The organism is Paenibacillus tyrphae (assembly GCF_027925525.1).
Lineage (GTDB): Bacteria > Bacillota > Bacilli > Paenibacillales > NBRC-103111 > Paenibacillus_G > Paenibacillus_G tyrfis_B.
In genome coordinates this window covers 25,353-51,866 of record NZ_BSDJ01000026.1, presented here as the reverse complement: position 1 = coordinate 51,866, position 26,514 = coordinate 25,353, and the positions used below count along the sequence as shown (strand labels likewise).

Annotated in this window: 21 protein-coding genes; 2 read left to right on the top strand and 19 right to left on the bottom strand. The window is 55.6% G+C overall.

The window, feature by feature from the left end; all coding sequences use genetic code 11:
* Positions 1-119 precede the first annotated feature (119 nt).
* Positions 120-1,010, bottom strand: a complete 891-nt coding sequence (locus QMG93_RS25380; protein ID WP_281941473.1) for a LysR family transcriptional regulator — start codon at positions 1,008-1,010, stop codon at positions 120-122.
* A gap of 390 nt (positions 1,011-1,400) precedes the next feature.
* Here QMG93_RS25380 and QMG93_RS25375 point away from each other — a divergent pair, with 390 nt between their 5' ends.
* A complete protein-coding gene (locus QMG93_RS25375) occupies positions 1,401-2,468 on the top strand; it encodes a hypothetical protein (protein WP_281941472.1) in 1,068 nt (355 codons plus the stop codon).
* Between the two features lie 42 nt (positions 2,469-2,510).
* On the opposite strand, the gene QMG93_RS25370 is transcribed toward QMG93_RS25375, so the two are convergent.
* The 10 genes from QMG93_RS25370 to QMG93_RS25325 form a co-directional block, all read right to left on the bottom strand.
* Entirely contained in the window at positions 2,511-3,527 is a 1,017-nt protein-coding gene (locus QMG93_RS25370) for an acyltransferase family protein (RefSeq protein ID WP_281941470.1), read from the bottom strand.
* A 172-nt stretch (positions 3,528-3,699) separates the two neighbouring features.
* On the bottom strand, positions 3,700-4,821 hold the full coding sequence (locus tag QMG93_RS25365) for a metallophosphoesterase family protein (protein WP_281941468.1): 1,122 nt from the start codon (positions 4,819-4,821) through the stop codon (positions 3,700-3,702).
* Positions 4,822-4,859: 38 nt separating this feature from the next.
* Positions 4,860-5,714 carry a DMT family transporter gene (locus QMG93_RS25360; protein WP_281941466.1) on the bottom strand — a complete coding sequence of 285 codons (855 nt, stop codon included), beginning with the start codon at positions 5,712-5,714 and terminating at the stop codon, positions 4,860-4,862.
* A 169-nt stretch (positions 5,715-5,883) separates the two neighbouring features.
* Complete coding sequence (locus tag QMG93_RS25355) at positions 5,884-6,651, bottom strand: DeoR/GlpR family DNA-binding transcription regulator (protein WP_281941465.1); 768 nt, start codon at positions 6,649-6,651, stop codon at positions 5,884-5,886.
* Between the two features lie 200 nt (positions 6,652-6,851).
* Complete coding sequence (gene add / locus QMG93_RS25350; RefSeq protein ID WP_281941462.1) at positions 6,852-7,907, bottom strand: adenosine deaminase; 1,056 nt, start codon at positions 7,905-7,907, stop codon at positions 6,852-6,854.
* A gap of 232 nt (positions 7,908-8,139) precedes the next feature.
* On the bottom strand, positions 8,140-8,649 hold the full coding sequence (locus QMG93_RS25345) for a C40 family peptidase (RefSeq protein WP_281941460.1): 510 nt from the start codon (positions 8,647-8,649) through the stop codon (positions 8,140-8,142).
* 218 nt (positions 8,650-8,867) lie between these two features.
* Positions 8,868-9,980 (bottom strand): RNA polymerase sigma factor RpoD, encoded by a 1,113-nt coding sequence (rpoD, locus tag QMG93_RS25340; RefSeq protein WP_281941458.1) that lies wholly within the window; start codon positions 9,978-9,980, stop codon positions 8,868-8,870.
* Between the two features lie 368 nt (positions 9,981-10,348).
* Entirely contained in the window at positions 10,349-15,739 is a 5,391-nt protein-coding gene (locus QMG93_RS25335) for an OmpL47-type beta-barrel domain-containing protein (RefSeq protein WP_281941456.1), read from the bottom strand.
* A gap of 114 nt (positions 15,740-15,853) precedes the next feature.
* Entirely contained in the window at positions 15,854-16,768 is a 915-nt protein-coding gene (locus tag QMG93_RS25330) for an NADP-dependent oxidoreductase (protein ID WP_281941454.1), read from the bottom strand.
* Positions 16,769-16,861: 93 nt separating this feature from the next.
* On the bottom strand, positions 16,862-17,488 hold the full coding sequence (locus tag QMG93_RS25325) for an FMN-dependent NADH-azoreductase (protein ID WP_281941452.1): 627 nt from the start codon (positions 17,486-17,488) through the stop codon (positions 16,862-16,864).
* A gap of 153 nt (positions 17,489-17,641) precedes the next feature.
* Here QMG93_RS25325 and QMG93_RS25320 point away from each other — a divergent pair, with 153 nt between their 5' ends.
* Positions 17,642-18,559 (top strand): LysR family transcriptional regulator, encoded by a 918-nt coding sequence (locus QMG93_RS25320; protein WP_281941451.1) that lies wholly within the window; start codon positions 17,642-17,644, stop codon positions 18,557-18,559.
* A gap of 43 nt (positions 18,560-18,602) precedes the next feature.
* On the opposite strand, the gene QMG93_RS25315 is transcribed toward QMG93_RS25320, so the two are convergent.
* The 8 genes from QMG93_RS25315 to QMG93_RS25280 form a co-directional block, all read right to left on the bottom strand.
* Complete coding sequence (locus QMG93_RS25315; RefSeq protein ID WP_216794963.1) at positions 18,603-19,679, bottom strand: bifunctional 3-deoxy-7-phosphoheptulonate synthase/chorismate mutase; 1,077 nt, start codon at positions 19,677-19,679, stop codon at positions 18,603-18,605.
* 611 nt (positions 19,680-20,290) lie between these two features.
* Positions 20,291-20,629 carry a hypothetical protein gene (locus QMG93_RS25310; protein WP_281941449.1) on the bottom strand — a complete coding sequence of 113 codons (339 nt, stop codon included), beginning with the start codon at positions 20,627-20,629 and terminating at the stop codon, positions 20,291-20,293.
* Between the two features lie 103 nt (positions 20,630-20,732).
* Positions 20,733-20,858 (bottom strand): hypothetical protein, encoded by a 126-nt coding sequence (locus tag QMG93_RS25305; RefSeq protein ID WP_281941448.1) that lies wholly within the window; start codon positions 20,856-20,858, stop codon positions 20,733-20,735.
* Entirely contained in the window at positions 20,855-22,285 is a 1,431-nt protein-coding gene (locus QMG93_RS25300; protein WP_281941556.1) for a serine hydrolase domain-containing protein, read from the bottom strand. The genes QMG93_RS25305 and QMG93_RS25300 overlap by 4 nt, the downstream gene beginning before the upstream one ends.
* Before the next feature lie 107 nt (positions 22,286-22,392).
* Complete coding sequence (locus QMG93_RS25295) at positions 22,393-23,742, bottom strand: ABC transporter permease (RefSeq protein ID WP_281941445.1); 1,350 nt, start codon at positions 23,740-23,742, stop codon at positions 22,393-22,395.
* Entirely contained in the window at positions 23,717-24,493 is a 777-nt protein-coding gene (locus tag QMG93_RS25290; protein WP_281941443.1) for an ABC transporter ATP-binding protein, read from the bottom strand. The genes QMG93_RS25295 and QMG93_RS25290 overlap by 26 nt, the downstream gene beginning before the upstream one ends.
* A gap of 110 nt (positions 24,494-24,603) precedes the next feature.
* The gene (locus tag QMG93_RS25285) at positions 24,604-25,707 is read right to left on the bottom strand and encodes a sensor histidine kinase (protein ID WP_281941441.1); all 1,104 of its coding nucleotides are present in this window, start codon (positions 25,705-25,707) and stop codon (positions 24,604-24,606) included.
* On the bottom strand, positions 25,704-26,438 hold the full coding sequence (locus QMG93_RS25280; protein ID WP_281941439.1) for a response regulator transcription factor: 735 nt from the start codon (positions 26,436-26,438) through the stop codon (positions 25,704-25,706). The genes QMG93_RS25285 and QMG93_RS25280 overlap by 4 nt, the downstream gene beginning before the upstream one ends.
* Between the last annotated feature and the right edge of the window lie 76 nt (positions 26,439-26,514).

The window sequence follows — 26,514 nt, the reverse complement described above, 5'->3', positions numbered from 1 at the left end:
AATATAATCCAATAGGTTTTGTCGGTTTTATTTGATTAAAAAAAGTCTATCACCGCCCCTGTAGTCCGTCAACGGGGTACGTAATAGAGGATTTCTATTCTTAAATCGAACAATTCGATTTAAACATTTCGTTTCCAATCGATCTCCCGGCTGAGCTCCAGCACCATTTTGCCGAGAGCCGCCCCTTCCCCTTTGAGCGAAACGAGATTGGTGCGCAGGGTGATGCCGGCAAGGGAAGGAATGTCGACCGGCCACAGCAGCCCTTCCTTCACTTCTTTGCGCACGCACAGCTCCGGCAGGAAGCTGATTCCCATTTCTTTCAGCACCAGCTTCTTGGCTGTTTCCAGGTTGTCGAGCTGCAGTTCGATATTCGGCGGGTGGTCAAGCGTGTCGAACAGCCGGTGAATTTTCATCCAATCGAGGGCTCCGCATTCGAAAAACACGATCGGCTCACTCCCGATATCCTCCAGCGCGATGCGGTTCTGGCTCACAAATGGATGCCCCTGGTATACGAAGAGGCGGATCGGGTCCTCGTAGAACCGGACGGAGTCCACATGCGGGTGCGTAATGTTGCGCACAAGCCCGACGTCCACTTCCTTGTTCAGCAGCCTTTCCAGGATCGACTCGCTGGAAGCCGTCACTAATTTTAACTGGAGATCCGGGTATTTTCGCTTAAAGAGGGGCACCAGCTCCGGGATCATATAATTGGCTACGGATACGGTGCAGCCGATCCGAAGCTCGTGAGGCGCGGCGTTCATTTGCTGCAGCTGCTGCTTGCCTTTCTTGTAGGTCTGCAGCACTTGCTGGGCGTAGGGCAAAAACTGCTTGCCCTTGTCCGTCAGCGAGAAATGTCGGCCCTCCCGATCGAAAAGCTTCACGTCCAATTCGCGCTCCAGCGACTGGATTCTGGCGGTAATGGACGGTTGGGACAAGAATAACGCGTCGGCCGCTTTGTTGAAGCTGTTGAAATGAATGACATAGACGAACGCCTCAAGATTCTCAATATTCACGAGCGCTCCCTCCTCCTTCCAGCTCTTGGCGAACTTGGTTAAAAATCAATATATCACAAGTATTCCATTAGGAATAGTATATTTTATATTCGAACGAAAATGATGAATAAAGCAATATCCGTCAATTGTAGTTGAGTTTCCAGCATTTCAGCGGGCACGCAAATCCGTTAAGCTATAGGAAAGACGACCTGTTTTTTCCAAGCGGTCCGAACGGCGGATTCGAGCAGAAAATCGGCGGCGTTTAGCGAAAACGCTTCCAACATGTCGTCTTTGACAGCACGGTTCGCGAAAGGGGTGACGGTTAGAAAGTCCGCAGTACAATCGGCCGATCGGTGCCGGGCATTGACAAGCCTTACAGCCTATGAGGCACATTCGAAAGGACGTGTTCTGATGTTCGCCAAAACATACGCAGCACTCGCATTAGCATTTTTCGTATGCTTTGCCATTCTCGCTTTCGGAGTGCCCGCCCACATCGCATGGGCTGCGACCAAAACCGTGCCTCCCGGCGACGTGGCCGCTCTGCGCAGCTACTTGGCCGGTACCCAGCCGGGAGATATCCTTGAAGTATCGGGCACGTATGCCGTATCGGACGGCACGATTACGACGTCGGTCAACGGAAGCGCGGGTAAGTATATTACGATCCGGGGAACGGGCAGCGGCGCAAGCTTCACCTTTACCGAATCCGCGGGCAATGCGGCTTTTCATATCAAAAACAACTATTACAAACTGGAAAATATCACGATTAACTCGAATTCCAAATCGAACAAAGGCATTCTGATCGAAGCCTCTCACGGCTATCTGACGAAAGTGACGGTGAAGAATACGCTGGGCGAAGCGTTCAAAATCCGCAAAAACAGCCAGTACTGGCTGCTCGAAGATTGCACGGCAGAATCTACCGGCCAAAGCGGGAAGTTTGGGGAAGGGTACTACGTAGGGGATGCCGATCAGAACTGGCAGACGAAGCCGGATGCGGACCGGAGCGGGTACATTACGTTCCTGAACTGCAAGGCCATTCTGACCAAGAACGACGGATTCGACTTCAAGGAAGGCACGCACCACATCAAGGTGATCGGAAGCACGGTCGATTTCAAAAATACCGTGCCGGAGTCTACCGTAGGAAACAACGGCTTGTTCATCCGCGCGAACAACGTGCAGGTGATCGGCACGACGGTGAAAAACAACGCCGGGACCGGCCAAGCTTTCCGCGCCAACAAAATAACCGCCTCCGACGGCGTATCGTACGGCAGCAATCTTGAGCTCAAAGCCGTGACCGCTTCGAATCTCGGCGGCGCGATGATTCATACGAACTTCGGCTCGACGAAGCTGTATTCGGATTATACGATGACCGGCGTCGTGGGAGGGCTTAAAACATCAGGCTCCGCCACGATCACCACGGTCGCACCGTCCGCTTTCACAGAGATGACCTGGAACGGCGAGGGCGGCGATACGTACCAGTAATTTGAACGATTAAAGGCCAGCCTAGAGGCTGGCCTTGCTCGTTCAACCTGCCGCCTTCAGCTTGCCTTGAGTCTTCTCCTTCCTCCCAAAGCCCTGCTGGCCCAGGAAAAGCATGGTCAGCAAGGACGATTTGGACATGAGCCAAGCGGCCCCTAACGGAAGCAGCACACCGGCCAGCGTGAAGACAAGCGAGCCGTACTCCAAGCCTAAGCCGTACTGTAGCACGATATTGACCGGAATGTGCAGGTACATGATCGTGATGGTCACAGTTCCCAAAAATGCCAGAACGGAAGACATCGGCCAGCGTGAAATCCAGTAGCACAATTGAAGCACGACGAGGACGCACGCCAGTGGAATAATAAGATCCAGCACCGGCTGGGTATAAACCTTCATCTTCATATCCATTCGGAAAATCAAGATTTGTTCTTTATTAAGAACAATGGTAGCTGCCACAATCAGCAACGCCGGAATAAACCAGATCCCCCGCTCCAATCCGGCAGCCAACTGGGCTTTAAAGGTATAGCCCAGAAAAAAGAACGCTATCGCCATAAGCGCCACATCCGCATTCCACGGGATGTCCATTTCGGCCAAAGGCGTCATGCTGACGAAATGAGCGGCCGTATAGGACACAAGCACCGCTGCCGCTTGTACCTTGACCGGATATCGGGAAAGAAAACCCATCAAAAGATGCACAAGCAGCAAACAGGTGATGAACCAGAAGACGCCGTACCACCCGCCTAACACCGTTCCCCCGTAAATGAGATTCCAAATATCGCGGGGAACGGATAACGGATCTCTCAGCTTGGCTGCGACCAGCACTGCAATGCAAATCCCGTAAGCGAAATAAGGAATCATGAACGATCGAATACGTTTCAGCGTCCATGATATGTACTTGTCCGGCATCACGCTTTTGAACAGAAGCCCGCTGACCAGAAAAAACAACGGCATACGGAACCAACCGAGATAATCGTCGATCACTTCATTCCCCGAATGCCCCAATACGACCAAGATGATGCTTAACCCCCTGGCTACGTCAATCCATTTTCTGCGTTCCTGCACGACCGTTCCTCCTTCCAGTTTCGTAACCCAGCTAAAACGATACTAAATTTGGAAGAAGGATAAAATAGGTTCTATTGTCGAAAACTGTAGGTCTTCCGAATGGAATATGAACAGTCCCCGGCAGTCTATCCCCGGTCAGACGCAGAAAGCTAATTCGAATGGCTTATTCATTTTACCGCCCGTGCAGCCGATAATCCGCCACCCGATCCTCTCCCGCGCCGAATCGGGTCAAGTACATCTTGCCTTCGCTGCCTCGTAACGGAATCGTGATCAGATCGAACGCCGTCTCGGTAATCGTCCCCTCCGTCCGCGCCGGAGCCTCTTCGAAATCCTGATTCGTATGCGCATTCAAGGTGGAGATGACGCGAATGCCGTCTTGGAGCAGCATTTGATCGAAATGCACATGGCCGAAAAAGCTGGCAATCAGCCCCCCGGGACCCTGCTGCGAGTAATCGGCTTCCACATCGTAGCCGAACTCCCCTTCGCGTGACGAACGGTAAGCCGTTCCGTTCCGGAACGCTTTCACAATACCCCACATCGCTTCGTCGTTCTCGATGCCGTGATCGCCCCCGAATACGCCCTCCTGCAAAACGGACGCGTGCGAGAACAGAACGACGCGCCAGTCCCGCGCATCGGACTTGCCGCTGAAGTCAAACGCTTTATGCGCCACCCAGTTGAGCTGCCTGTCCGAGAAGGCGTATTTCCACTGGCCGTTATACTGCAAATTCCCCTGTTCCGTCACGCGGTAAGGGATGTCGATGATGTTCAGCAGAACGATCCTCACCCGCTTCTCCGGGATCTCGTAGGAATAATACAAGCCCAGCGGATGCTCCGGGTCCAGCGTAACGGCGTCCTGCCGTTCCCGCACGTATAAGTCGAAGCTATCCTTCGGAAAGACCACGTGACCCGCACTCTCCGGATGATGGTAGAAGTCGTGAATCGAATTGTCGTCGTGATTGCCCTTGAGCGGCAGCACCGGGCATGCCGCTGCCGCCAGCTCGCGCATGATTTCTCGCTGCGATTCCATAAAATCGCCTAGCGGCCCGTTCAAGCTGTGGTCGCCGCCGCAGACGACCGCGTCAAGCGGCAGCCGGCGCGTCAGCTCTTGGATAGCCCGGGCGGTGCGAAGCTGGTTCCCGCCCTTCCAGTGATGAAGGTCGGTGACGAAGAGCAGCCGGAGCGCTTCTTCCTGCGGCAGCTCGTCCCATCGCTTAACGACACGGTCCATTTCGGCGTTCATATAATCGGGCAGTGGCGGCTCGACCTTCGTTTCATAGACGGTTTTCGTTTTCATGTCCAGCGCTTCCCTTCAAAGCGAAATGTGGTTATCCGTTACCCGGAACCGGCGATCATGACGATCCCTGCGACGACGATGACCGATGCGGCGAGCCTTCTTGCCCCCTGCCGTTCTTTGAGCACGATCAGGCCCAGCAGCGTGCCGAAGACGATGCCGATTTCCCGCAGCGGCGCAATATAGGACACTTGAGCGTGCCTCATCGCGAGTAAAAACAGCAAATACGAGCCGGGAGACAAAAGCGATCCGAGCAGCACGATCTTCCCCTGCCCGCGAACCGCCCGCTTCCATCTTCCGGAGGACAGGGCGGCCGGGGTCAGACCGAGCACGAATCCGATATTGGAGACGGCGAGCAGCGACAACGGCGACAAATACTGCAAATTTTGCTTGTCGATCAGCGTATAGCAGGTAATGCAGAGTCCGACCGACAGTGCGAACAAGATAGGCTTCCAGACCGTGGGTGCGCGTTCCGTATCCCGCTTCCGCCCGCTCATGACCGCAAAGCCCAGAAGCATGCACCCGATCCCGAGCCATCCCCAGAGCGGAAGCGATTCCCCCAAGAAGAGAACTCCCGTCGCGGGAATGAGCAGCGTGGACGTTCCCCGCATCACCGGGTATACCTGCGATAAATCTCCAAGCTTATAGGTGCGGGACAGCAGCAGAGCGTAAGCGCTTTGCGCCAGCAAGGATGCGATGATGAACATGTAGGCTTCGGCCGGAATCCCCGTCTGGACAAGCTCAAGAACAAGGTACGGAATGAGTGCGATCGTCGTAGGCATGAAAATCGCCCATAGAAACGCGCTTTTGTCCTCACTCTGCTTGGCGAACAAATTCCACACCGCGTGCGTCATGCCCGATCCGATTACAAGGAACAATGAAAGTACAATTTTCAAGCACCTCCCGAGATATTCAACTTTTCCAACATAATAACACACATATACACATATATACAACGATTTATTATTTTCTCCACAAACTAAGACCTGCCACATTCAAAACAAAAAGTCCCGGACAAGCTCCGGGACTCCAGACATACTTTTGTAGCCGGCAGGACGGCTCCAGCTATTGATAGACGATCTCGACGCCGTGCTTTTTATATTTGTCTACGATAGCCGGATCGATGTTCGAATCGGTCACGAACCGTTCGATCTCTGCACAGCCGCACACTTTGATCAGCGAAACCGCCTCGAACTTGCTGCTGTCGGCCAGGGCAATCGTCTGTTTGGCGTTCCTCAGCATGATTTTCTTCATCTGCACTTCACCGAGACCATAGTCCGTGACCCCTTCGGTCAACGTGACGCCGCTCATGCTCATAAAAAACAAATCGGCATGGAACCGGGAAGCGAACTCCTCGGCCAAATCCCCGATCATGCCCTGCTCTTCGTTGCGGATCACGCCCCCGATCAAAATGATCGTATATCCCGGCAAATGGACTAGTTCGTTTGCGATCGGCAGCGAATTCGTAATGACTGTCAACCGTTCGATCTTTTTCTTCAGGGCTTTGACGAATTGCGTATTAGTCGTGCTTACGTCAAGGGCGATGGACTGTCCCTCCGTTACATACCGCGCGGCAATTTCGGACAGCTCGTTTTTCCCGTCCAAATGGACCTTTTCCCGGACCGTCATCGGAATCTCTTCGCGATAATCCCACTCCTTCAGGATCGCGCCGCCGTGGACACGCTTCAAGTAGCCCGCCTTCTCCAAATGCTCCAGGTCGCGACGGACCGTTTCGAACGACACGCCGAACAGTTCCATCAGATCCGACGCCTTGATCGATTTCTCGCGGTTAATTTTTTGAATAATCGCTTGATGCCTTTGCTCAGCGAACAACCCGCTCCCCCCTCTCCGTGAAATGACGGGCACCGCCGTACTTCTCTATGCAAGTAGTCTACCATAAATAAAAGCAAACACAAACAATTGCACATCGAAGTCACCGTGGGAGCTGAAATGAAACACCCAAACGGGATTGTCCTTACCCACAAAAAAGCAGCGGTCTCCGCTCGGGAGTCCGCCGCCATATGGGCTACAGCCTATCGGGAAATATTCAGCTCGGCCAACGCCTGATGAAAGTGCCGGCGCAGCTCGCGTTTGTCCGCCTCATCCATAAAGCTCGCTTCCAGCCCGTTCAACAGAAGCTTGCCGATCTCCGCCGGGGTAAACCCGAACCTTTCCATCAGGATATGATATTCCTTCGTGAGATTCGTGCCGGAAACCGTGAGGTTGTCGGTGTTGATCGTCACCGGGATTCCGTAATCGAAGTATTCGCGCACCGGGTAAGCAGCCCATCCGGAGACGGCCCTCGTCTGAATGTTGCTGACCGGACACATTTCAAGCGGAATCTGCCGTTCCTTGACAAGCTCCAGAACGGCAGGGTCTTCCTTCATGCGAACGCCGTGCCCGATGCGCGCCGCGCCCAGATGAGCAATCGCTTCGTACACGCTATCGGCTCCGGCCGCTTCCCCCGCGTGAATCGTTACCGGCAGCGCCTTGCGGCGAGCCAAAGCAAACAGCTCGCGATGAAGTCGGGCAGGGTAAGCCCCTTCGTCGCCGGCCAAATCCACTCCCACGATCCCTCTGCCCTGGAAACGCGATGCGGCTTCGATGACTTCCATATTATCGAGTTGCCCGTGATGCCGAAGACAGCAGGCGATCCCCCTGGCCTTCACGCCGAACTGCGCTTCCCCCTGGTTCAACCCGGCGATGACGCGGGCAATGACTTCATCCGGCGTCATGCCGCGATTACGATGCAGCTGCGGGCCGAACCGCACCTCGATATAGCGACACCCGTGCGCCGCCGCCTGCTCCACGACCTCGAACGCCACCCGTTCCAGTGCTTCGGGCCGATGCAGGAACCGCCCGACAAACTCGAATTTCGCGAGGTACGCCTGCAAGCTGCCGCAAGGCTCATCAACCTGCATGTAAGGAAGCAGGCCTTCCGGCGTATCGGCTGGCAGCCGGATTCCCTCCGCCGCGGCTAGCTCAAGAACCGTCTCCGGCTTGACGCTGCCGTCCAGATGCAGGTGTAGGTCGACCTTCGGAAGCTGGCGCAGCCATTCCATGCAGACGTTCGTCTCCACCTTCTTCACCCTTTCCTTTATCTTATTTATCTCCCCAGTTAGTTATTGAGTTATACTATATGTCGGCGTCATATAAATGTCAATATAACTCACATATATTGCATGTTACTTTTCTGATATGTCATATCTAACATTTATGTATCACTCCCAAAAAACAAGAAAATCCTTGATCGGCTCAAGGATTTTCCTGTACAAGCTTATTCGGCAGCCGCTTGCATGCTACCGGCAAGCCGTCCCTGTATTATCGGATAACGCGACGGGCAGTAACGAAGGTCTTATCCCATGTGCTGCCTTTAAAGTTGGAAATGGTAACGCCGACGCCGACCCGATACGTATGAAGCAGCTTGCCGTTCCCGATATAAATGCTCACATGGTTGATTTTTCCGTCCCGATTCGTGTCCGAGAATACCAGATCGCCCGGTTGCAGATCGTTCTTGGCAACCTTGGTGCCAACCGTAGCTTGTTGTCTGGAGGAACGTGGAAGCTTGATTCCGTTCTGCTTGAATACATATTGAGTAAATGAAGAGCAATCAAATACATCCGTTCTTCCCGCAGGCGCCGCGAACTGATAACGGACTCCTAAATAACGCTTCCCCGTGGCAATGATTTTATCCGCAACCGATGCTTTAGATACGGTAGCCGCTTGAGCCGATTGCGGCACTGCAAGCATATTTCCTGTGACGGCAATCGATAGGCTCATCGTTACTCCCAGTAAGGCTTTGGCGATCCGGCTTTTCTTCGTGTTAATCATGACTTCCTCCTTGGTTTGGCGAATTGGGTAAGGACCCCAAGAACACCATAACACAATTAAAAAGTACATAATTTTCCATGTGATTAATTTTCCCGCGCCCCACTTGCTATAAGAAGCTATTATTAGAAATTAATGAGAAATTTTTAACCTTAGCTTATTGACAAAAAAAAGCCGTGCTCCAAAAGCACGACTTCCTGCATTCGCCACACGAATAAAGATCAATCCATAAAATCTTTCAGCCGCTTGCTGCGGCTCGGATGTCTGAGCTTGCGCAGTGCCTTGGCTTCGATCTGCCGGATGCGCTCCCGGGTCACACCGAATACCTTGCCCACTTCCTCCAGCGTTCGCGTGCGGCCGTCATCAAGACCGAAACGAAGACGCAGCACATTCTCCTCCCGCTCCGTAAGCGTGTCGAGCACATCCTCAAGCTGCTCCTTCAGCAGCTCGTAAGCCGCCGCGTCCGCCGGCGCAAGCGCCTCTTGGTCCTCGATAAAGTCGCCCAAGTTCGAATCGTTCTCCTCGCCAATCGGCGTTTCGAGCGACACGGGCTCCTGCGCGATCTTCATAATTTCCCGTACTTTATCGGGCGTCAAATCCATTTCCTTCGCAATTTCCTCCGGGGTCGCTTCCCGGCCAAGCTCCTGCAGCAGCTGTCTGGATACGCGTACGAGCTTGTTGATCGTTTCCACCATATGTACCGGTATCCGGATCGTTCTCGCCTGATCGGCAATCGCGCGCGTAATCGCCTGACGAATCCACCATGTGGCATAGGTACTGAATTTGAAGCCTTTGGTATGATCGAACTTTTCCACCGCTTTGATTAAACCCATATTGCCTTCCTGTATCAAATCAAGAAACAGCATACCACGGCCGACATAGCGTCTGGCGATACTGACTACCAGACGGAGATTGGCTTCGGCCAGTCTGCGCTTCGCTTCTTCGTCCCCGCGTTGAATCCGTTCCGCCAGCTCGATTTCATCATTCCCCGAAAGCAGCGGCACCCGTCCGATTTCCTTTAAGTACATACGCACGGGGTCATTGATCTTGATCCCCGGCGGGAGCGACAGGTCGTCGTGAAGCAGCTCGTGTTCCTCGTGATCCGGCCTGAATGCGGGGTCCTCTTCCGGTTCCCCGCCTACCTCGATGCCCAGCTCAATAAGCTGCTCGACGAACTCGCTGATTTGTTCCGGATCGGGATCGAACGGAGCGAGTTTCTCCGTAATTTCTTTGTAAGTGAGCGAAGCTTGCTCTTTGCCTTGCGCGATGAGTTGCTGTTTCACCCGATCTAAGGTAAGCTCTGTCTCCGCTTCCTTGTGCTGATCGTTCGCCATATGCTGCCCCCTCTTCTCCGAACCCACTCTTTATTAATTCTTGACAAAGCCGTGAAGATGTGATAGTATAATATTGGATATTAGTGATGAATATCACATTTTTTTCAACTGCTAACCGTCATTCTAACACAAAATTCATCAGAATTCAACTCCTTCTATAGAAACCGACGTTCGCTCTCGTGGATGCCGGTTTTTTTGCTTTTCCCGTATCCGACCGGAGATGCGAGAAGCCTTATTCCGGCTTACTGGGCAAGGCGAAAACGGCCCGCCCGAGTCTCGGGTCCAGTCATTTTCCCAACGAGAAAACGGAGCCCGCAGATCTGCAGGGCTCCGTCGCTTCCATTCCATCCTACGCTTGCTGTTTACCGTTAATTGATCCATTGGGCAAGGGTAAGCCAGCGGCTGATCATCACCGCAGCTTCCGCCCTGCTCGCCTTTCGATCCGGCACATAGCTCGTATCGGTGAAGCCGGTAATAACCCCCGCCTTCACGTTTCTCACCACCCCGTCCCGGGCCCACGGAGAGATATATTCACGGTCCCGGAAGCCCTGCAGCGTCTCCTCCGGCTTGTCGGCAGATCCATCCGCCTTAAGTCCCGAAAGGGTCATCGCCCGGGCAATCATCACGGCCATTTGCTCCCGTGTTACCGGCGCATCCGGCCGAAACGTACCGTCGTCGAAGCCGCTGACCAACCCGGCCTCCAGCGCGACCTCGACCGTTCCGGCATGCCAATCGGCTCCGGCAACGTCTTTGAACCGCCCTTGCGGCGGTACCGGCTGCAACCCGAGCGTGCGCGCCAACAAAGCCGCAAACTGCGCCCGGGTAATTTCCGCATCCGGGTTGAAGGAACCGTTCGGCATCCCCTGAACGATCAGCTTGGCCGTCAAGCGGTCGATTTCCTTCTCCGCCCAATGTCCGGCTATATCCGCGAACTTCCCTTTCACCCGGGCGAGCGCCATGTAAGTGCCGTTCGTCCGGCTGAATATGGTCGCCTGACCGCCGGAGAATACCGCCGGAACGAAGCTGATCGAACCGTCCGGCAGAAGACGGACCACCGTTGTTTCATCCGGGTTTACCGCTCCCTGAAGTTTTATCGTCTTCGGAACGTAAGTGGAGAAAATGTCCAGCGGCGCGGCAGCTCCATTGGCACGGGCCCTTACGTCGAAATCCATGACCGGGGCTACAAGCCGATAGCCGGCTTCCGTCGCTTGCCGCTTGAAGCTCTGCAGCCTGTCAGGGTCTGCGACCGACCTCATCGTCACCGAGATCGTCAATTCTTTGATGCCGCTCCCGAGACGCTTGGCGAGCGACGGCAGATCGACGGCGTCCGGAGGTAAAATATAACCGGCTTCCGCACCTTGCAGTACGATCCTTTTCCCTGCCGCCTGTGCGGCCGCCACGACCGATTCCGCCGGCAGATCGACGCGGATCGAACGTTTCCCCGCTTCGTACGAAGCGTCGATTGGCAGCACCACGTCCGTCCCGCGAGCTTGGGCGAGCGCCCCGGCGAATGTCTCTCCGCGGACGGTTAGCCACAGATCCGGCTCAGCCGCCGGGCTGTTAACTTCGAACAAGCCGGGTCTGGCGGCTTCCGGCTGGCCCGCAGGCCCGGGTCCCGTGACGCTTGGCGCCGGAGCGGCGGGCGTCGGCGAACTTGGAGCGGAGCCTCCGCTCTCTTCCTCTTCCGGACGTACCCGGACCTTGCGTACGACTCCATGCGCGCGGTTGCCGGACGAATCCTCGACCTGATAGCCCAGCTCGTAAACTCCGGGCTTGCGGGAATCGATAGTCCCGACTACCCGAATGCGGCCGCTGATGTCTCCGTCATAGTTATCCATGGCTATAGCGCCCGGATCGACAAAGGAGGCGCCGTAGCTAATGGACATCTCCGGCTCTCCCCGCAACGTAATGACCGGCCGGATCGTATCCTTCACCCGCACCGTACGGGTTACGGGAAGCGCCGGATTTCCGCCCCGATCCGTCACATTATACTGGAGCACGTAGCTTCCGAGCCGCGCTACGTCGACATGGCCCGTTACCGCGATCCGGCCCGTAAGGTCTCCATCCTGCGGATCGAACGCCTTGGCGCCCGGATCGACGTAGGCCGTACCGGCCTGCCAATCCAGCGGATTTTCGCCCAGCAGCACGATATAAGGGCTTTCCTTGTCCACGACATGAACGGTGCGGACGGCTTCCGCCACATTGCCGGAGCTGTCGCCGACGCTGTAACGGATCGTGTAGATTCCCATTTGCTTCGTATATACGCTGCCTGTCACGCTCATCCGATTCGTTAATTCGCCGTCGTAATTGTCCATCGCCGTCGCGCCCGCATCCGTGTAGGAGTCTCCCAAAGCGACGATGGCCGGGTTCGTTCCCCTGATCGTAATAACAGGCTTCGTCGTATCGACAACATGCACGATCCTCGTCGCTTCAGCGGCATTCCCCGTCCGGTCCGATACGCGGTACCGGAGCTCGTAGGTGCCGAGCTTGGCGGAATAGACGCTGCCCGAAACCGTCATTTGCCGGGTCAGATCGCCGTCCTGCACATCCAGAGCCTCAGCGCCCGGCTCCGCGTAGGGGGCGCCGACTTCCAGCAGCATCGGATTATCTCCTCTTAGCGTAATGATCGGCTTCCCCCGGTCGATCCGGACTACCGCGCGCGCTTCGGCGCTCCGGTTGCCCGCCGCGTCGACGGCCAGCGCAAACACCTGCGTCTCCCCCTCCGAGCTTACTTCCACCGGGGTGCCCGGGTATTCCGTCCAAGGTCCGTTTGCGCCTTGCTTCACCATATACTTCGCAAGACCGCTTCCCGTATCCATGCTGCCGTAAACCTCCAACGTCACGGGACGGTTCGTCCAGCCGTTTTCGCTCAACGACAAGATCGGCACGCTCGGCGGCGTCCGATCGATACGGATGATCGCGCCAGCCTCTTCGCTGATTAAGCCGACTTGGTCCATGGCCCGGGCGAAAACAGCCGTTTCGCCTTCCGCCTCGACGGTCACCGCGGCGCCCGTGTAATCGGTCCAGCTCCCACCGGGACCGATTCGATACTGCAAGCGAGCAACCCCGCTGCCCGAATCCGCACCGCCGCTCACGGTAAAGGTAACCTTACCGTTTGTCCAGCTTGTCGCGCTTGGCGCCAAGACCGGGGCGGCCGGAGCCGTCCGATCGATACGAACGACAGTATAAGCCTCTTCGCTCACGTTACCCGCTTCGTCCGATGCCCTCACGTAGACGGGTGTCTCGCCTTCAGCGCTCACGCTGAAGCCGGTTCCCGGAATATCGGTCCATGGGCCGTCCGGGCCCAGCTTGTACTGATACTTAACCGCCCCGGAAACGGCATCCCTGCTTCCGTAAACAGCCACCGTCACATTCCCGGTCGTCCAGCCGGATGCATCGGTCGTAACGAACGGAACCGTAGGCGCACTACGATCGATCCGGACCCGAACGGCAGCCTCCGCGCCGATGTGGCCGAGTCGATCCACCGCACGCCCCGTGACCGTCGTTTCGCCTTCGGCAGTAACGGTAACGGAATCGCCGGGGGTCACATCCTGCCAAGGGCTGTCCGGCCCCAGCTTAACTTGATATTTCAGCAGTCCGCTTAGGCGGTCCGTGCCTGCGAAATCAAGCTTGACGTCCCAGCGGGTCCACCCGGACTCGCTGGCCGTAACCATCGGCGCTTCCGGGGCCGACCGGTCGATTCGGACGATGGCGGCCGATTCGTCGCTTACGTTGCCCGCTTTGTCAATGGCGCGCACCCGGACCTCGGTTTCGCCTTCCGCTTCGATCCGAAGCTCACCGGTATATTCCGTCCAGTCTGCGGTCGCTCCGCCGCTGAGCTTATACTCCAGACGCTGCAAGCCTGATAATCCATCCTCGCCATAGACGGCCACGGATACGCTGGGCGCGTCAATCCAATCAGACGTTTGCGGGGTCACGAGCGGAGCGTTCGGCTTGGTCCTGTCGATCCATACGGTTGAAGCGCTCTCCTCGCTTACATGATTCAGCTTATCGACGGTCCGCGCGCGGACGGTCCAGCGTCCTTCTTCCCGGATTGTCAGGGGTGAAACGTAAGGGGCCCAATCCGATATAACGGTGCCATCGGAGGCAACGAGCCGAACCTCGGACCGCAATACGCCGATTCCCGCATCCGCGCCGTCCGTCACGGTAACCGTTACCTGCTCCGCGCGGGTCCAGCCGGAAGCGTCCGCTGTCACGACCGGGGGCTCTGGTCCAAGCTGATCGACCCGGACCGTCTTGGTGCTTGCTTCGCTGACTTCCCCCAGCTTGTTCCAAGTTCTCGCTTCGACCTTCGTCTCTCCGTCCGCTTCAATCGTGAACGGCGCCGTGTAGGTCTGCCACAAGCTGCCGTTCAACCGGTATTCCGTGCGGTCCACTCCGCTTACAGCGGGACTTTCCGCAATCGTAACCTGGACAGGCTGCTCGCTCCACGCTTCCGAGCCGACCGTGATCACCGGCGCTTGCGGCGGTTGATTGTCGATCACAATCGGATTCGTCGTCACATACTCCGACAAGCCATATTCGGTTCCTGCCCGCACCCGAAACTTGGCGTCGGATGTATTGACGCTTGCGGGTATATCATAGGTGAGTTCCGTACCGGTGACCCGATCTCCAATTAGCATCCATGCGCTCCCATCGTAAAACTCCACCTGATAGTAGCGGTCGCTGCCGAGCCCCCACTCCGGGGATGTCCACTGCAGCGAGACAGGCCCTTTTTTCCGAGGGGACGACGGAGTAGCGACTGAGCCAGGCATCTGTGGCGCATATTGCTTCAAAGCCCATTTCAATTTCGGTTTGTAATTGAAGCCTTGCGCTTGGGCGGCAGCCACCGCCTGTCCGTTTTTACGAACGGCGACGGCGTGAGATTGACGCCGGATCGAGACCTGAATGATGTCCGTCCACTTATTCATTTCCGCTTGAATTTCGGGGAACACATAACCTGCCGTGACAACCTTGCCGTCCTTCGTAACACCTGCCGCAACCGAAGAGCCTCCAGAAATCCATACGATATCTTTCCATCCGGATACGTCGGGGCCTCCCGTCGATACGACCGTTCCGTCGGCTCGAAGCCCCATGATGAAAGTATCGCCGGCAGCGATCTGCACGATATTGGTCCACCCGCCGACATTCCCCTGCCCATAAGCCGTGTTGCCCTTCATAACAACCTTGCCGCTATTGGTCAAACCGACCGTGAACATATCGCCGGCGGCAATCTGCTTGATGCCGGACCATTCCGACAAATCGCTGATTTGCCCGTAGCCGTTCATCCTGCCGAGGCCAACGACAGTTCCGTCGTTTTTCAGCCCCACCGTAAAGCAATCTCCTGCAGCCACAGACTTCATCTGCGTCCATTGCGTCGCTCTTTGGGTCAAGTCGTCACTGGAGTAGCAAGCGATGTCACCATTTTGCCCCGCCGCATACACTCGTCCGTCCGTCGTGACTGCGACGGCATGCTTCAGTCCCGCATCGAGCGACGCTACGTCCGTCCAGCCCCACACCTTGAAGGATTGGACTTGACCGTCACCGGACACCGTTCCATCGGGATTAAGCCCCAATGTATAGTCTAGCTGGGTGACAATGTATTTGGGCAGCAGATGGGGCGGATACCCTTCTGCCGCCATCGCCGGCCGTTCGCTGCGCAATCCGGCCAGCACCAACAGCCCAGCCGCCGCCAGAATGACCGCCGGCCGGCCCCGTATCCTTCCGTTCAATGATTTCGACAACAACGTCTTCGACAACTCCTCTCCGCCTGTTAATGTTCAGCTAACCCTAACAGCATAACGCGAAGAGTTTAAAACCGGTTAAAAACGGAAAAACTTGCGAATTCCGAACCGCCCTCTTTTTCCCTGCCTCTAATCGAACGTTAGAACAACTTTACCGCGCCCGTGTCCGGTTTCGACTTCGCGGTGGGCATCGGCGGCTTGGCGCAGGGGGAATGTGCTGCGAATGTGGAGGCGCAGCTTCCCCTGCTCGTACAGATCGGCAAGCTCCGCCAGCCGGGCGGCCGACCGCTGGCTTCGGATCGGGCGGATGCCCAATTCCTCGGCCAAGTCGAAGCCGACGAGGGTGCCGATGCGCTCCCGGTTCCGGACCAATTCCACTGAGACGCGCAGGGCGTCGCCTCCGGCCCCGTCAAGCACCGCGTCGATCCCATGCGGAGCGAGAGCCCGCACTCTGTCGGCCAGACCTTCTCCATAGGCGACGGGTATGGCGCCGAGCGAACGCAGGTAGTCGTGGTTGCGCTCGCTGGCGGTACCGATGACCGTCGCTCCCCAAGCCCGGGCCAGCTGTACGGCAATCGTACCGACGGCGCCTGCGGCGGCATGGATCAATACCGTGTCGCCACGGCCTGCCCCAATCTCCTTCAGCCCGGTATACGCCGCTTGTCCTGCCCCAGACAGACCGCCTGCCACCTCCCAAGGCATGCTCTGCGGTTTGACGACGATTTGACTGGCATCGACCGTCACATACTCGGCATAGCAGGTTAGCATTTTGTAGCCGATCACCTCGCTGCCGACGGCAAACCCGGTGACCCCTTCCCCGACTTGATCGATAACCCCGGCGAACTCGTTGCCCGGAATTTGCGGGAACTGTACCGTTATACCGGGCGGAGGGCTCCAGCCGCTCCGCAGCGCCAAGTCGAACGGCTGCACGCCTGCCGCCTTGACACGCACCCTCACCTGCCCCGCTCCCGCTTGGGGATCATCAAATTCCATCGTTTGCAGCACATCCGGTGTGCCCGGAGAAGAAAACGCCGCTGCTTTCATACCAAACTCCTCCTTTTTATCGCCGCCGCAGGAACAGTCCGCTCCCGCGCAGCTTCTCTCTGCGCCTATCCGCAATTCTATTTCCGCTTAGACTCAAAAAACTTTCGCCGCTTGGACAGCGCGCTGAATTCCATCTCCAACAATAGCTTCCTTCCGGTCCGGATATTGGCCATGGCCTTCGACGATCACGGTGGTAATGTCCGTCATGCCGAATAACCGTAGATTCGCCAGAACCCAATTGACCGACATTTCATAGGAAGCCGCCTCGCCTTCCGAATAGATGCCGCCTCTCGCACTCAGCAAAACGGCTTTTTTATCGGGCACCAGACCGATGGCGCCTTCCGCCGTAAACTTGAACGTTTTGCCCGCCCGGTTCAAATAATCGAAATACGTGTGCAGTACCGCCGGAACAGTCAAATTCCAGAGCGGAAAAGCGAAAACCACTTTATCGGCGGCCAAAAATTGGTCCAAGTATTTGTCCGCGAGCGAGGTGATCGCCTGTTCCTCGGGTGTTAGCGGCAGGCCGCGTCCGGATTTGTAGCTTCCGCTGATCAGATGGGTATCCAGGTACGGCAGATTTTCCCGGTACAAATCCAGTTCCGTCATCGATTCTCCGGGATGGGTTTCCTTATAGCTGTCCAAAAAAGCGTAATACAATTGCACGCTTACCGCTTGATCGATGGGACGATTGTTCGCTTTAATAAACAATGTTGAACTCATGGTCACGCCTCCTGATTTGGAATTCGCAGGAATTTGCCCGCTTGCAGCATTTATTTTATACTGGAACATAAATAAACAAAAATACATCTTATCTCATAGATTATATAACCTTGAGTATATGAATGAATGGGAATGAAAAAGGAGTGAACGAGGATGGAATTGCTGCAGCTCCATTATTTTCGGACGGTCGCCAAGCTGGAGCATATGACGAGAGCGGCGCAAGAGCTCCACATCGCACAGCCGGCGCTTAGCAAAACGATTTCCCGGCTGGAGGCCGATGTGGGCGTGCCGTTGTTCGACCGCGAGGGCCGGCAAATCCGGCTCAACTCATTCGGCAAAGCGTTTCTGGACAAAGTGGAAACGGCACTGAACGCGTTGGAGGAAGGCCGCCGGGAAGTGGCCGACATGGCCGGCAGCGAACAGGGAAGCATCAGCTTGGCCATGTCCACGCTGAATCGCCTGACGGACCCTTTAAGCGCGTTTTTATCGGTTTACCCGAATGTGAACTTTCGCATGACCCAAGCTTCCATGGATGAAATGGCGCAGCTTCTCGAAGCCGGAGAGGTCGATTTTTGTTTCACGGCGATGCCCATCGAAGGGTCGGACATCGATGCCGTGGCCGTCCTGCACGAAGAAGTGTATCTGGCCGTGCCACCGGGGCACCGTCTGGCGGATCGTGGCAGCGTGGCGTTAAGCGAGGTGGCCGACGAGCCGTTTATCGGGTATAAGGAAGGATTTATTTTCCAAAAGATGAACGATGCGTTCTGCCGTGAAGCGGGAATATCGCCAAAATTCGTCTGCCGGGTTGACGAACCTGCCGCCATAGCAAGCTTGGTGCGCACTGGGCTGGGCGTCGCTTTTGCGGGGGGATGCAATATTAACGCAACCTCAACGCCGCTTACGCTGCTGCATATCGAACAGCCTGTATGCCAACGCACGTTCCAGCTCGCATGGCACGAGAAGCGATATTTATCGAAGGCGGCCTGTAATTTTCGCGATTTCGTCGTAAATTACTTCGCGGGGCAGCAAAAGCAGGGTCCACTACCCAAACTGGAAGCCGCCGTTAAATAAAAAACCGTCCGGAAATTTCCAGACGGTTCTGTATTATGCTAATCTACCCGAGAAGGCCGGACTCCCGCACCTGAGCGTAAAAATTCCCGAACTCCTCGATATTGAGCTGCTGGGCGGCATCAGACAATGCCGTGGCCGGGTCCGGATGCACCTCGACCATAACCCCGTCGGCACCGGCGGCTAGAGCCGCTTTCGCGCATGGGGCGAGAATATCTTTGCGTCCTGTCGAGTGCGTGACGTCGACCAGCACCGGCAGATGGCTTTCCTGCTTCAGGATCGGCACGGCGGAAATATCGAGCGTATTGCGGGTCGCCTTTTCGTACGTGCGAATGCCGCGTTCGATGAGCATGACCTGCGTGTTGCCGCGGGCCAATATATACTCGGCCGCATGAAGGAACTCGTCGATCGTCGCCGCCAGCCCGCGCTTGAGCAGAATCGGCTTGCGCACCTCGCCCGCCGCTTTCAGCAGCTCGAAGTTTTGCATATTGCGAGCGCCGATCTGAATGACATCGATATACTCGCATGCCAATTCCACATGAGCGGGATCAACGATTTCGCTGATCGTTTTCAGACCGAATTCGTCGCCGACTTCCTTCAATATTTTAAGCCCCTCAATGCCCAGCCCCTGAAAATCGTAAGGGGAAGTTCTCGGTTTAAATGCCCCTCCGCGCAGCACGGTAATGCCCGCCTGCTTCAGCGCCGCGGCTACCGTCCGCGTCTGATCGTAGCTTTCTACGGAGCAAGGTCCTGCAATCAGAACGGGACTTCCTCCGCCGACCTTCACATCGTCACCCAACGTAACGACGGTATCTTCCTTTTGCTTCTTCCGGCTGACCAGAAGCTGCTTCTTATGATCGGTTACCTGAAGATTCAGCGAAGCCTGGAAAATTTGCTTGAACAAGTGCCGGATCGTATCGTCGGTAAAAGGTCCTTTGTTGCTGGCTACTAGCTCCGTCAGCATTTCCTTCTCCCGTACAGGGTCGAATTTCGGAATCCCCTGCTTCTCCTTGATGTTCCCGATTTCCTGGGCGATCTGGGCGCGTTCCGACAACAGCTCCAGAAGCTGGCGGTTCGTTTCGTCCAATTTTTGGCGTAAAGGCTCTAAACTTGGTTGGTTCATTTCTCATCCGCTCCTTGAATTGTTTTTTGTTGGAACATAAAAAAGGCCCCCCGTCGCAAGGGACGAGGAGCCGTGGTACCACCCTTATTAGAAGTGCGCTCCCTTCGCCAAACGAACCGGAGTGCTCTTCTCACTTTCCATCCTTTAACGCAGGACCCACGGGTAACCCTACAAGAAGCCTTGTTGATTCAGGCCGCTCATCAGGCACCAGCTCAGGAGTGAACTTCAGCGCAGTGCTTCGTCGGGTGCTCTCAGTCGCCGGCACGCCGTCCCTGGCAAGAAGCGTTCTTCGCTTACTCTCTCCTTCATTGCTTGTCAGAACATTCAGTTGATTTAATTAAGATGCATTTTATAACGAAACAAGCATGAAATACAAGAACATGATTTAAAGCATTTTTGCTTTATAGCGAAAAAGTGCTTTGGGGTTGTACATCGCGTAGTTTTCGCTAATTCCACGGGTTTTCCTGAAAATCCCTCTAAAATTATAGGAAAATGCCGACTTTATAACTAAATATTCGTTGTATTATTAAACGACACTAAACAAAAATAGGCTTTCAAAAACGGCCCGGTCCGTTCTTTTAAATTTTTATTAAGAACCCGGATCAGTGTGCTCATCGCTCCTCGCTTTCGAGAGTGGCCCTCATCTTCTCATGTACGAGAGTAATAATTTGTGCAATATCCTGCTTCGTCGCGTGATCGATATGGATTCCCATAATCACGACGGCACGATGGCCGAGCTTCGATGCTGCGCTTTCGGCCAACTCCTGGACCAGCTCCCCTTCCCGGTGCCCAGGCACAGATATTTTCTCCGACCGGATCCCCCCTTCGTGCCGGTAAGCGCAGGCGACCGCGCCCACATGCGCTGCTCCCCCGGTGACCAAAAACACATAATCGTCCCCCGCCCGATACGAATCGATGCGAATTCCGTAGTCGTTACCGTTATTTCCCACTGGCCTGCCCCCCTTCGGATACGTTTACCTTACTCCCTTTTGTCTACGAAGGCTATGAACCGAATCACGAAGGAAGGAACAACCCGTCCGGAAACAGGCCTGTCTATGAAAACAAAACCCGGATCATGTCAATTAACGGTCGGCCGTTCACAAACGGAGCGTGGAGCAGCAAGCTGACAATGGCCGTAGTCATCGCGGCGGCGGCCAGATTCTCCAACATCTTCATCATCCGGCCACCCTCCTCGCGGCAGGTCTTTTTCTCCCCAAGCCGCTGCGGAGGAGCAGAACGGTTTTGATCGCCCCCAGACCCAACAACACGATAGGGATGAGCAAGAGCGCGTGTCCCGCACCAGGAAAAAACAGCGTGACGACCTGCCATGGAGCCGGGTCCAGCTTAGGGAAATAAATCAATACCGCCAAAGGAAGCAGCACATTCAGGAGCAGAATAGACACGGCATGAGCGGTTATACGCAGCGGCGTCGCTTTAAATTTTGTTTTCCAGGTCCATAAGCTGTAAACGGATCTGAGGATCAGAGCAAGAATGACTGCCATAATCAGATCCAGGATCGCGTAAGATTTCGTATAATCGGGCAGTTCGGCTGCCGAGCGTTCCTGACCGTGAACAATTCCGTTAAGTCCCGAAACGATGCCGTCGTAGGATGAAAGAAAATCGTAGGCATTGATCAGCAGGACGATGCCGTAATCCCCATCCATCGCCATAAACGAATACGTATTCTCCGTAATGCCGTTATGAAAAATGACGCTGTTGTTGACGCTCCATCCCATGCCGTAAAATAAGCCGTCTGCGATCGATGCCCCAGGCTCGTGCATTTGCCGGACGCCTTGCTCGGACAGGACGGTCCGGGCTTGGAATCGGCCCCCGTTCAGCTGAGCGATTAAGTAATTGGACATATCTTCGGCGCTGGAAATCAAGTAGCCTGACGCGACGGTCGCCTCGTGATTCAATTGCTTGGTCGGGACCATATACCCGAAAACGGGCTGATATCCGGTTGCCAGACCGTCGTTCCGGGCTTGCTCCGGGGCGGCGTAGCTATGATTCATCGCCAGCGGCTTGAAAATATGGTCGCTCACATATTGGGTATACGGTTTCCCGGAGACCGCTTGGACGATCCCGCCAAGAATATTGTAGTTTAGGTTCGAATATTCATACCCGGTGCCTGCAGGCTTGGTGAGCGGCGTATCCTTCAGGTCCCGGATATGCTGCTCGATCGGCTTGTCCCCTTCTACCATTCCTTTACGGCCGGCATAGATGGAAAATCCGCTGGTTTGATGCAATAAGTGGCGAACGGTTATTTTGGAAGAAGCTGTCTGATCGGCGGTTCGAAAGTATGGCAAATACCGCTGCACCGGCGCATCGAGCTCAATTTTCCCGGCCTCCGCCAGCTGCATGACCGCCAGGGCGGTAAACGACTTGCTGGTGGAGCCGAGGACAAAAGGCGTCTGCGGCGTGACGGGCGCTTGATCCGGGCCCGAGATGCCATAGCCCTTCAGGTAGACGGTCCGGTCGCCCTTGACGATCCCCAAAGCCGCGCCCGGAATGTGAAGCCTATCCATGGCCGCTTCGACGTAGGCATCGATTTTCGCAGGATCGATCTGAAACGTTTTCGCTTCGGCCTTAGCCGACAGTGGGGACACGACCCACAAAGAAATTATTATCATTAAAAGAAATATATGGAAAAATTTTGCGTAAAAAAATTTCATTGTCTAATCTCCTTCGTTCAGTCCTTTTGTCTTCTTTCCGCTTACGAAGCTACGCCGCGAAGCACGCTTTTCATATACCCTCTGCACGCGACGACAAAGTAAAGCGTCTGCATGGCCATATATACGCCGATGACGACGAACGAATAAAGCCAATTGGATAAATGAAGCAGGTTATCCAGTGCTTTCATCGCAACGAGCGCGTGGGCAATGCCAATCAGACAGGGCGCGAAGAACATGACGCTGACCTGCGGAACGACGATTGCGCGAATTTCGTCCAAGGTGATGCCGATTCGGGTCAAAGCCTTGAATTGCGTACGGTCCTCCTGCAGCTCCGTAAACAGCTTGAAATACATCATGCTACCGGACGCGATAAAGAACAGCAGGCTGATGAAGAGACCGATAAACATCGTCAGGGCGATCACTTCTCGAAAATTATCGTATTGCGTCTTCAGATCCTGGTATTGCCCCGCAACCGCAAGCATATACACCGCGCTGGAAGCCGTTAAAATAACCGCGCTCAAAATCGATACGACGAAAAACACACGAGCGTTGTCTTTCATTTTGTAGCCAAGCTGGGCATAGACGAGCATATTCGTTCTGTTGTAGTAGATGCCGGTGCGCTTCCGGATCAGCCGCAGAAACAGAAAGCTGAACTGTGTAAACAAAAGATACGTGCCGAGGACCACTGTAAGCAGAATCAGCAGCACCTTCAGATCGAAATAAGCCTCGTTCAACGTCAGCGCCAGGCTGTAGCCCGTCCCCAGACAGACCACCGCAAGCAGCGCAAGCCAGCGCGAATAGACGAGTTGCCCTTTCGGCTTACGCGAAGCTTTAAGCCGCTCGGCGATTTCCGTGCGGCTTATTCGCAGCGTCGTCCACAGCGAAATCAGCGTGAACAGCAGGAAGAAGCCCCCCGCGGTAACCCACACCGCCTGCTGCGGAACGGCAAACGGGATCGTATCGCTCATCCCGAGCAGCACGCCAAGCCCCATAAAGAACAGCTTGCTGAACAGGATGCCAAGCCCGATCCCCGCTCCGATGGACAGCGCCGCAATCGCCGCGTTTTCGTACAAAACAAGCTTGCGGAGCTGTGCGCGGGTCATCCCGAACAGCGAGAACAGGCCGAACTCCTGCTGGCGCGTCTTCAGAAACGCGGAGTTGGAATAAAGCACGAACAGAAACGAGAAGATGACAATGACATATTCGCAGAACACCATGCCCTGTCGGACTTTTGCGGCAGCCACAAGCCGGCCGCTTGCCACCTCGGGATGAGCGAGAAACGCGGCGTAGATGTAGAAAATCATGACGGAAAATACACTGCTCATAAAAAATGCGCCGTACGACCGCCAATTGCCGCGGATGTTGCTAAGCGCGAGCGAGCGAAACGTCATCGAAATTCCCTCCCAGCACGCTGAGCGCGTCCAAGATTTGTTGGAAAAACACTTGCCGGCTCGTACCGCGCCGCAATTCCGAGAACAGCTTGCCGTCTTTAATAAACACGATGCGCCGGCAATAGCTGGCCGAGAAAGGATCGTGCGTGACCATCAGCACGGTCGCCTGGAAGTGCTCGTTCATCTCCTGAAGCGCATCCATGACATCCTTGGCCGCCTTCGAATCGAGATTGCCGGTCAGCTCGTCGGCCAGCAGCAGAGACGGCTTGTGAATGAGCGCCCGCGCGATCGCCGCGCGCTGCTTCTGCCCGCCAGACACCTCATACGGACGTTTGCCGAGCAGCCCGGCGATTTGCAGTTTATCGACAAGCGGCTCCAGCCGCTGCTCGATCAGGTTCGGAGCCATCCCTTCCAGAACAAGGGGCAAAATCACATTTTCCTTGATCGACAACGTATCGAGCAGGTTGAAATCCTGAAACACGAAACCAAGTTCGCGCCGCCGGAATAACGCCAGCTTCTTGTCACTTAGCGCTGCCGGGTCAGCCCCGTTGATCTCGATGCGCCCCGACGTCGGGCGGTCAATCGTGGCCAGCAGATTCAGCAGCGTCGTCTTCCCGCTTCCCGACGGCCCCATGACGCCGACAAACTCGCCCGCCTCGATCGTCAAATCAATATCCTCCAACGCTTTGTATACGATATTTCCGGGGGAGCTGTATGTTTTGCCGAGCCCCTGCGCTTTTAGTACACTCATCGTTTGTTCGGTCCCTCCTTCATTGCTGTCTTCCATGTCCATAGCGCTAGTATAGCTCGAAGGAGACGCCGGTCCCATCGATTTGCATGACAATGTACCTTACAAACTTGTCACCTGGAGTGCATGTCCCGTTCTTCCTTGTCACCTAACGCATGGATGCTCCGTGGGTGGAATAAAACGGTAAACGTCGTTCCCTCGCCCAGCTTCGACTCCACGGACAACCGGTGTCCGAGTCCGCTGCATACCTGCTTTGCCAAATAGAGTCCCATGCCAGTCGCCTCTCCGGCCCCCCGTCCGTTCTCTCCGGTGAAGAACGGATCGAAGATTCGCGGCAGATCGTGGGGCGCAATTCCGATCCCCTCGTCTGTCACGCTCAGCTTGCTGCCTCCGTCCGCATCCGGTTCCAATCGGAAAATAAGCTTCTTGGTTCCCGGCTTGCCCTTGCTGTATTTGATCGCGTTGCTGACAAACTGATTCAGGACGACCGTCATCCATTTTCCGTCCGTTTCCACCCACGCTTCACCTGCGATCTGCGGAAAGATAGAGTGCCGGATACAGAGCCGCTTATGCGCATTCATGACGGCGCGCACCAGCTCGTGAAGCGCCGTTTCCCGGAAATGGAGATCCATTCGAAACTTATCGAGACGCGCCGTATTCAGCATCAGATCGAGCCCCCTCGTCATGCGTTCGGCTTCCTCCTGCAGGCTGAGCGCCAGCTGCTTCTGTTCCTCTTCCGTAACAGGCAACTGGGTCAGAGCATCCTGCACCAACAAGTCGATAACGGATACGGGGGTTTTCATATGATGCACCCATTGCATCACAAAATGATTGTGCTGCTCCTGTTGGTGGCGGTATTGCCCAAGCTCGTTCAAATAAGCGCTGTGCTGCTCCTGCAGCAAACGCATGACAAGCCGCTGCTCGCTCGTAACCGCGGACTGGATGACCGCGGCGGCCTGCAGCTCGCCGGACCTCTCCACCGCATGCTTCAACTGCTTGTAATACGCACTTTGGCGAATATAATCAACGGCCAGCCACACGCCGACAACAAATAATCCGAGGATGACAAAATAAGAGATTGTGCCCGTCCCAATCCCCTCCGGATTGCGTGCCCTCTCCAGCAGCATCAGCCCGGCGCCGAGTCCGATCAGAAGCAGGCATACAAGCGCATAAACGAGCCGATCGCGCAAAAATATAGCGGCCGACGCCCCTCTCATGCGTCCACCCCCTCCCGCTCGTCGCGTAAGTGAAGCATATAGCCTTGGCCGCGCACCGTTTCGATGGTCTTCGGCAGTCCCAGCTCCTCCAGCTTCTTCCGAAGCCTGGTCACATTGACCGTTAACGTATTGTCATCGACAAACTGCACATCGTCCCACAGCGCCTCCAGAAGCTGCTCCCGGGAGACGATCCGCCCCGGCTGCCGCATGAAGCACTCCGCCAGCAACCGCTCGTTCTTCGTCAGCATCGCTTTCCGCATCTGCCATACGAGCTCGCTCCGTCCGAGGTGCAGCCGCAAGCCATGCGCGTTCAGCTCCGCTTCCGGAGCTCCCGCAGCCGTGCCGTCATGTCCGGCAGCAGCATATTCCCCGTAGACTCTCCGGAGCACCCCCTTGATCTTCGCCATGAGAAGATCCAACGGGATCGGTTTCGTAATATAGTCATCGCCGCCGTTCTCAATGGCCATCACCTGATCCATCTCCCCGGCCCGCGCGGAGATGAAGATGATCGGCACACTGGAACGCGTGCGAATTTGTCTGCACCAGTAATAGCCGTCAAAATACGGCAGGTTAATATCCAGCAGCACCAGATGCGGCGCGTAGGCTTCCAGCTCCGGCATCAGCTCGCGGAATTGCGTCGCACACGCCGCTTCGAAGCCGTATTTCTCCATATTTTTTTTCAGGACGGCCCCGATTTTGTCGTCGTCTTCTATGATGTAAATGCGATACATAGCGATTCCTCCCAAGTTTTCAACAGACATTACCAAGATAGCAGGATCGCCGCCGCCAAGCAATTTTTAATTTGGC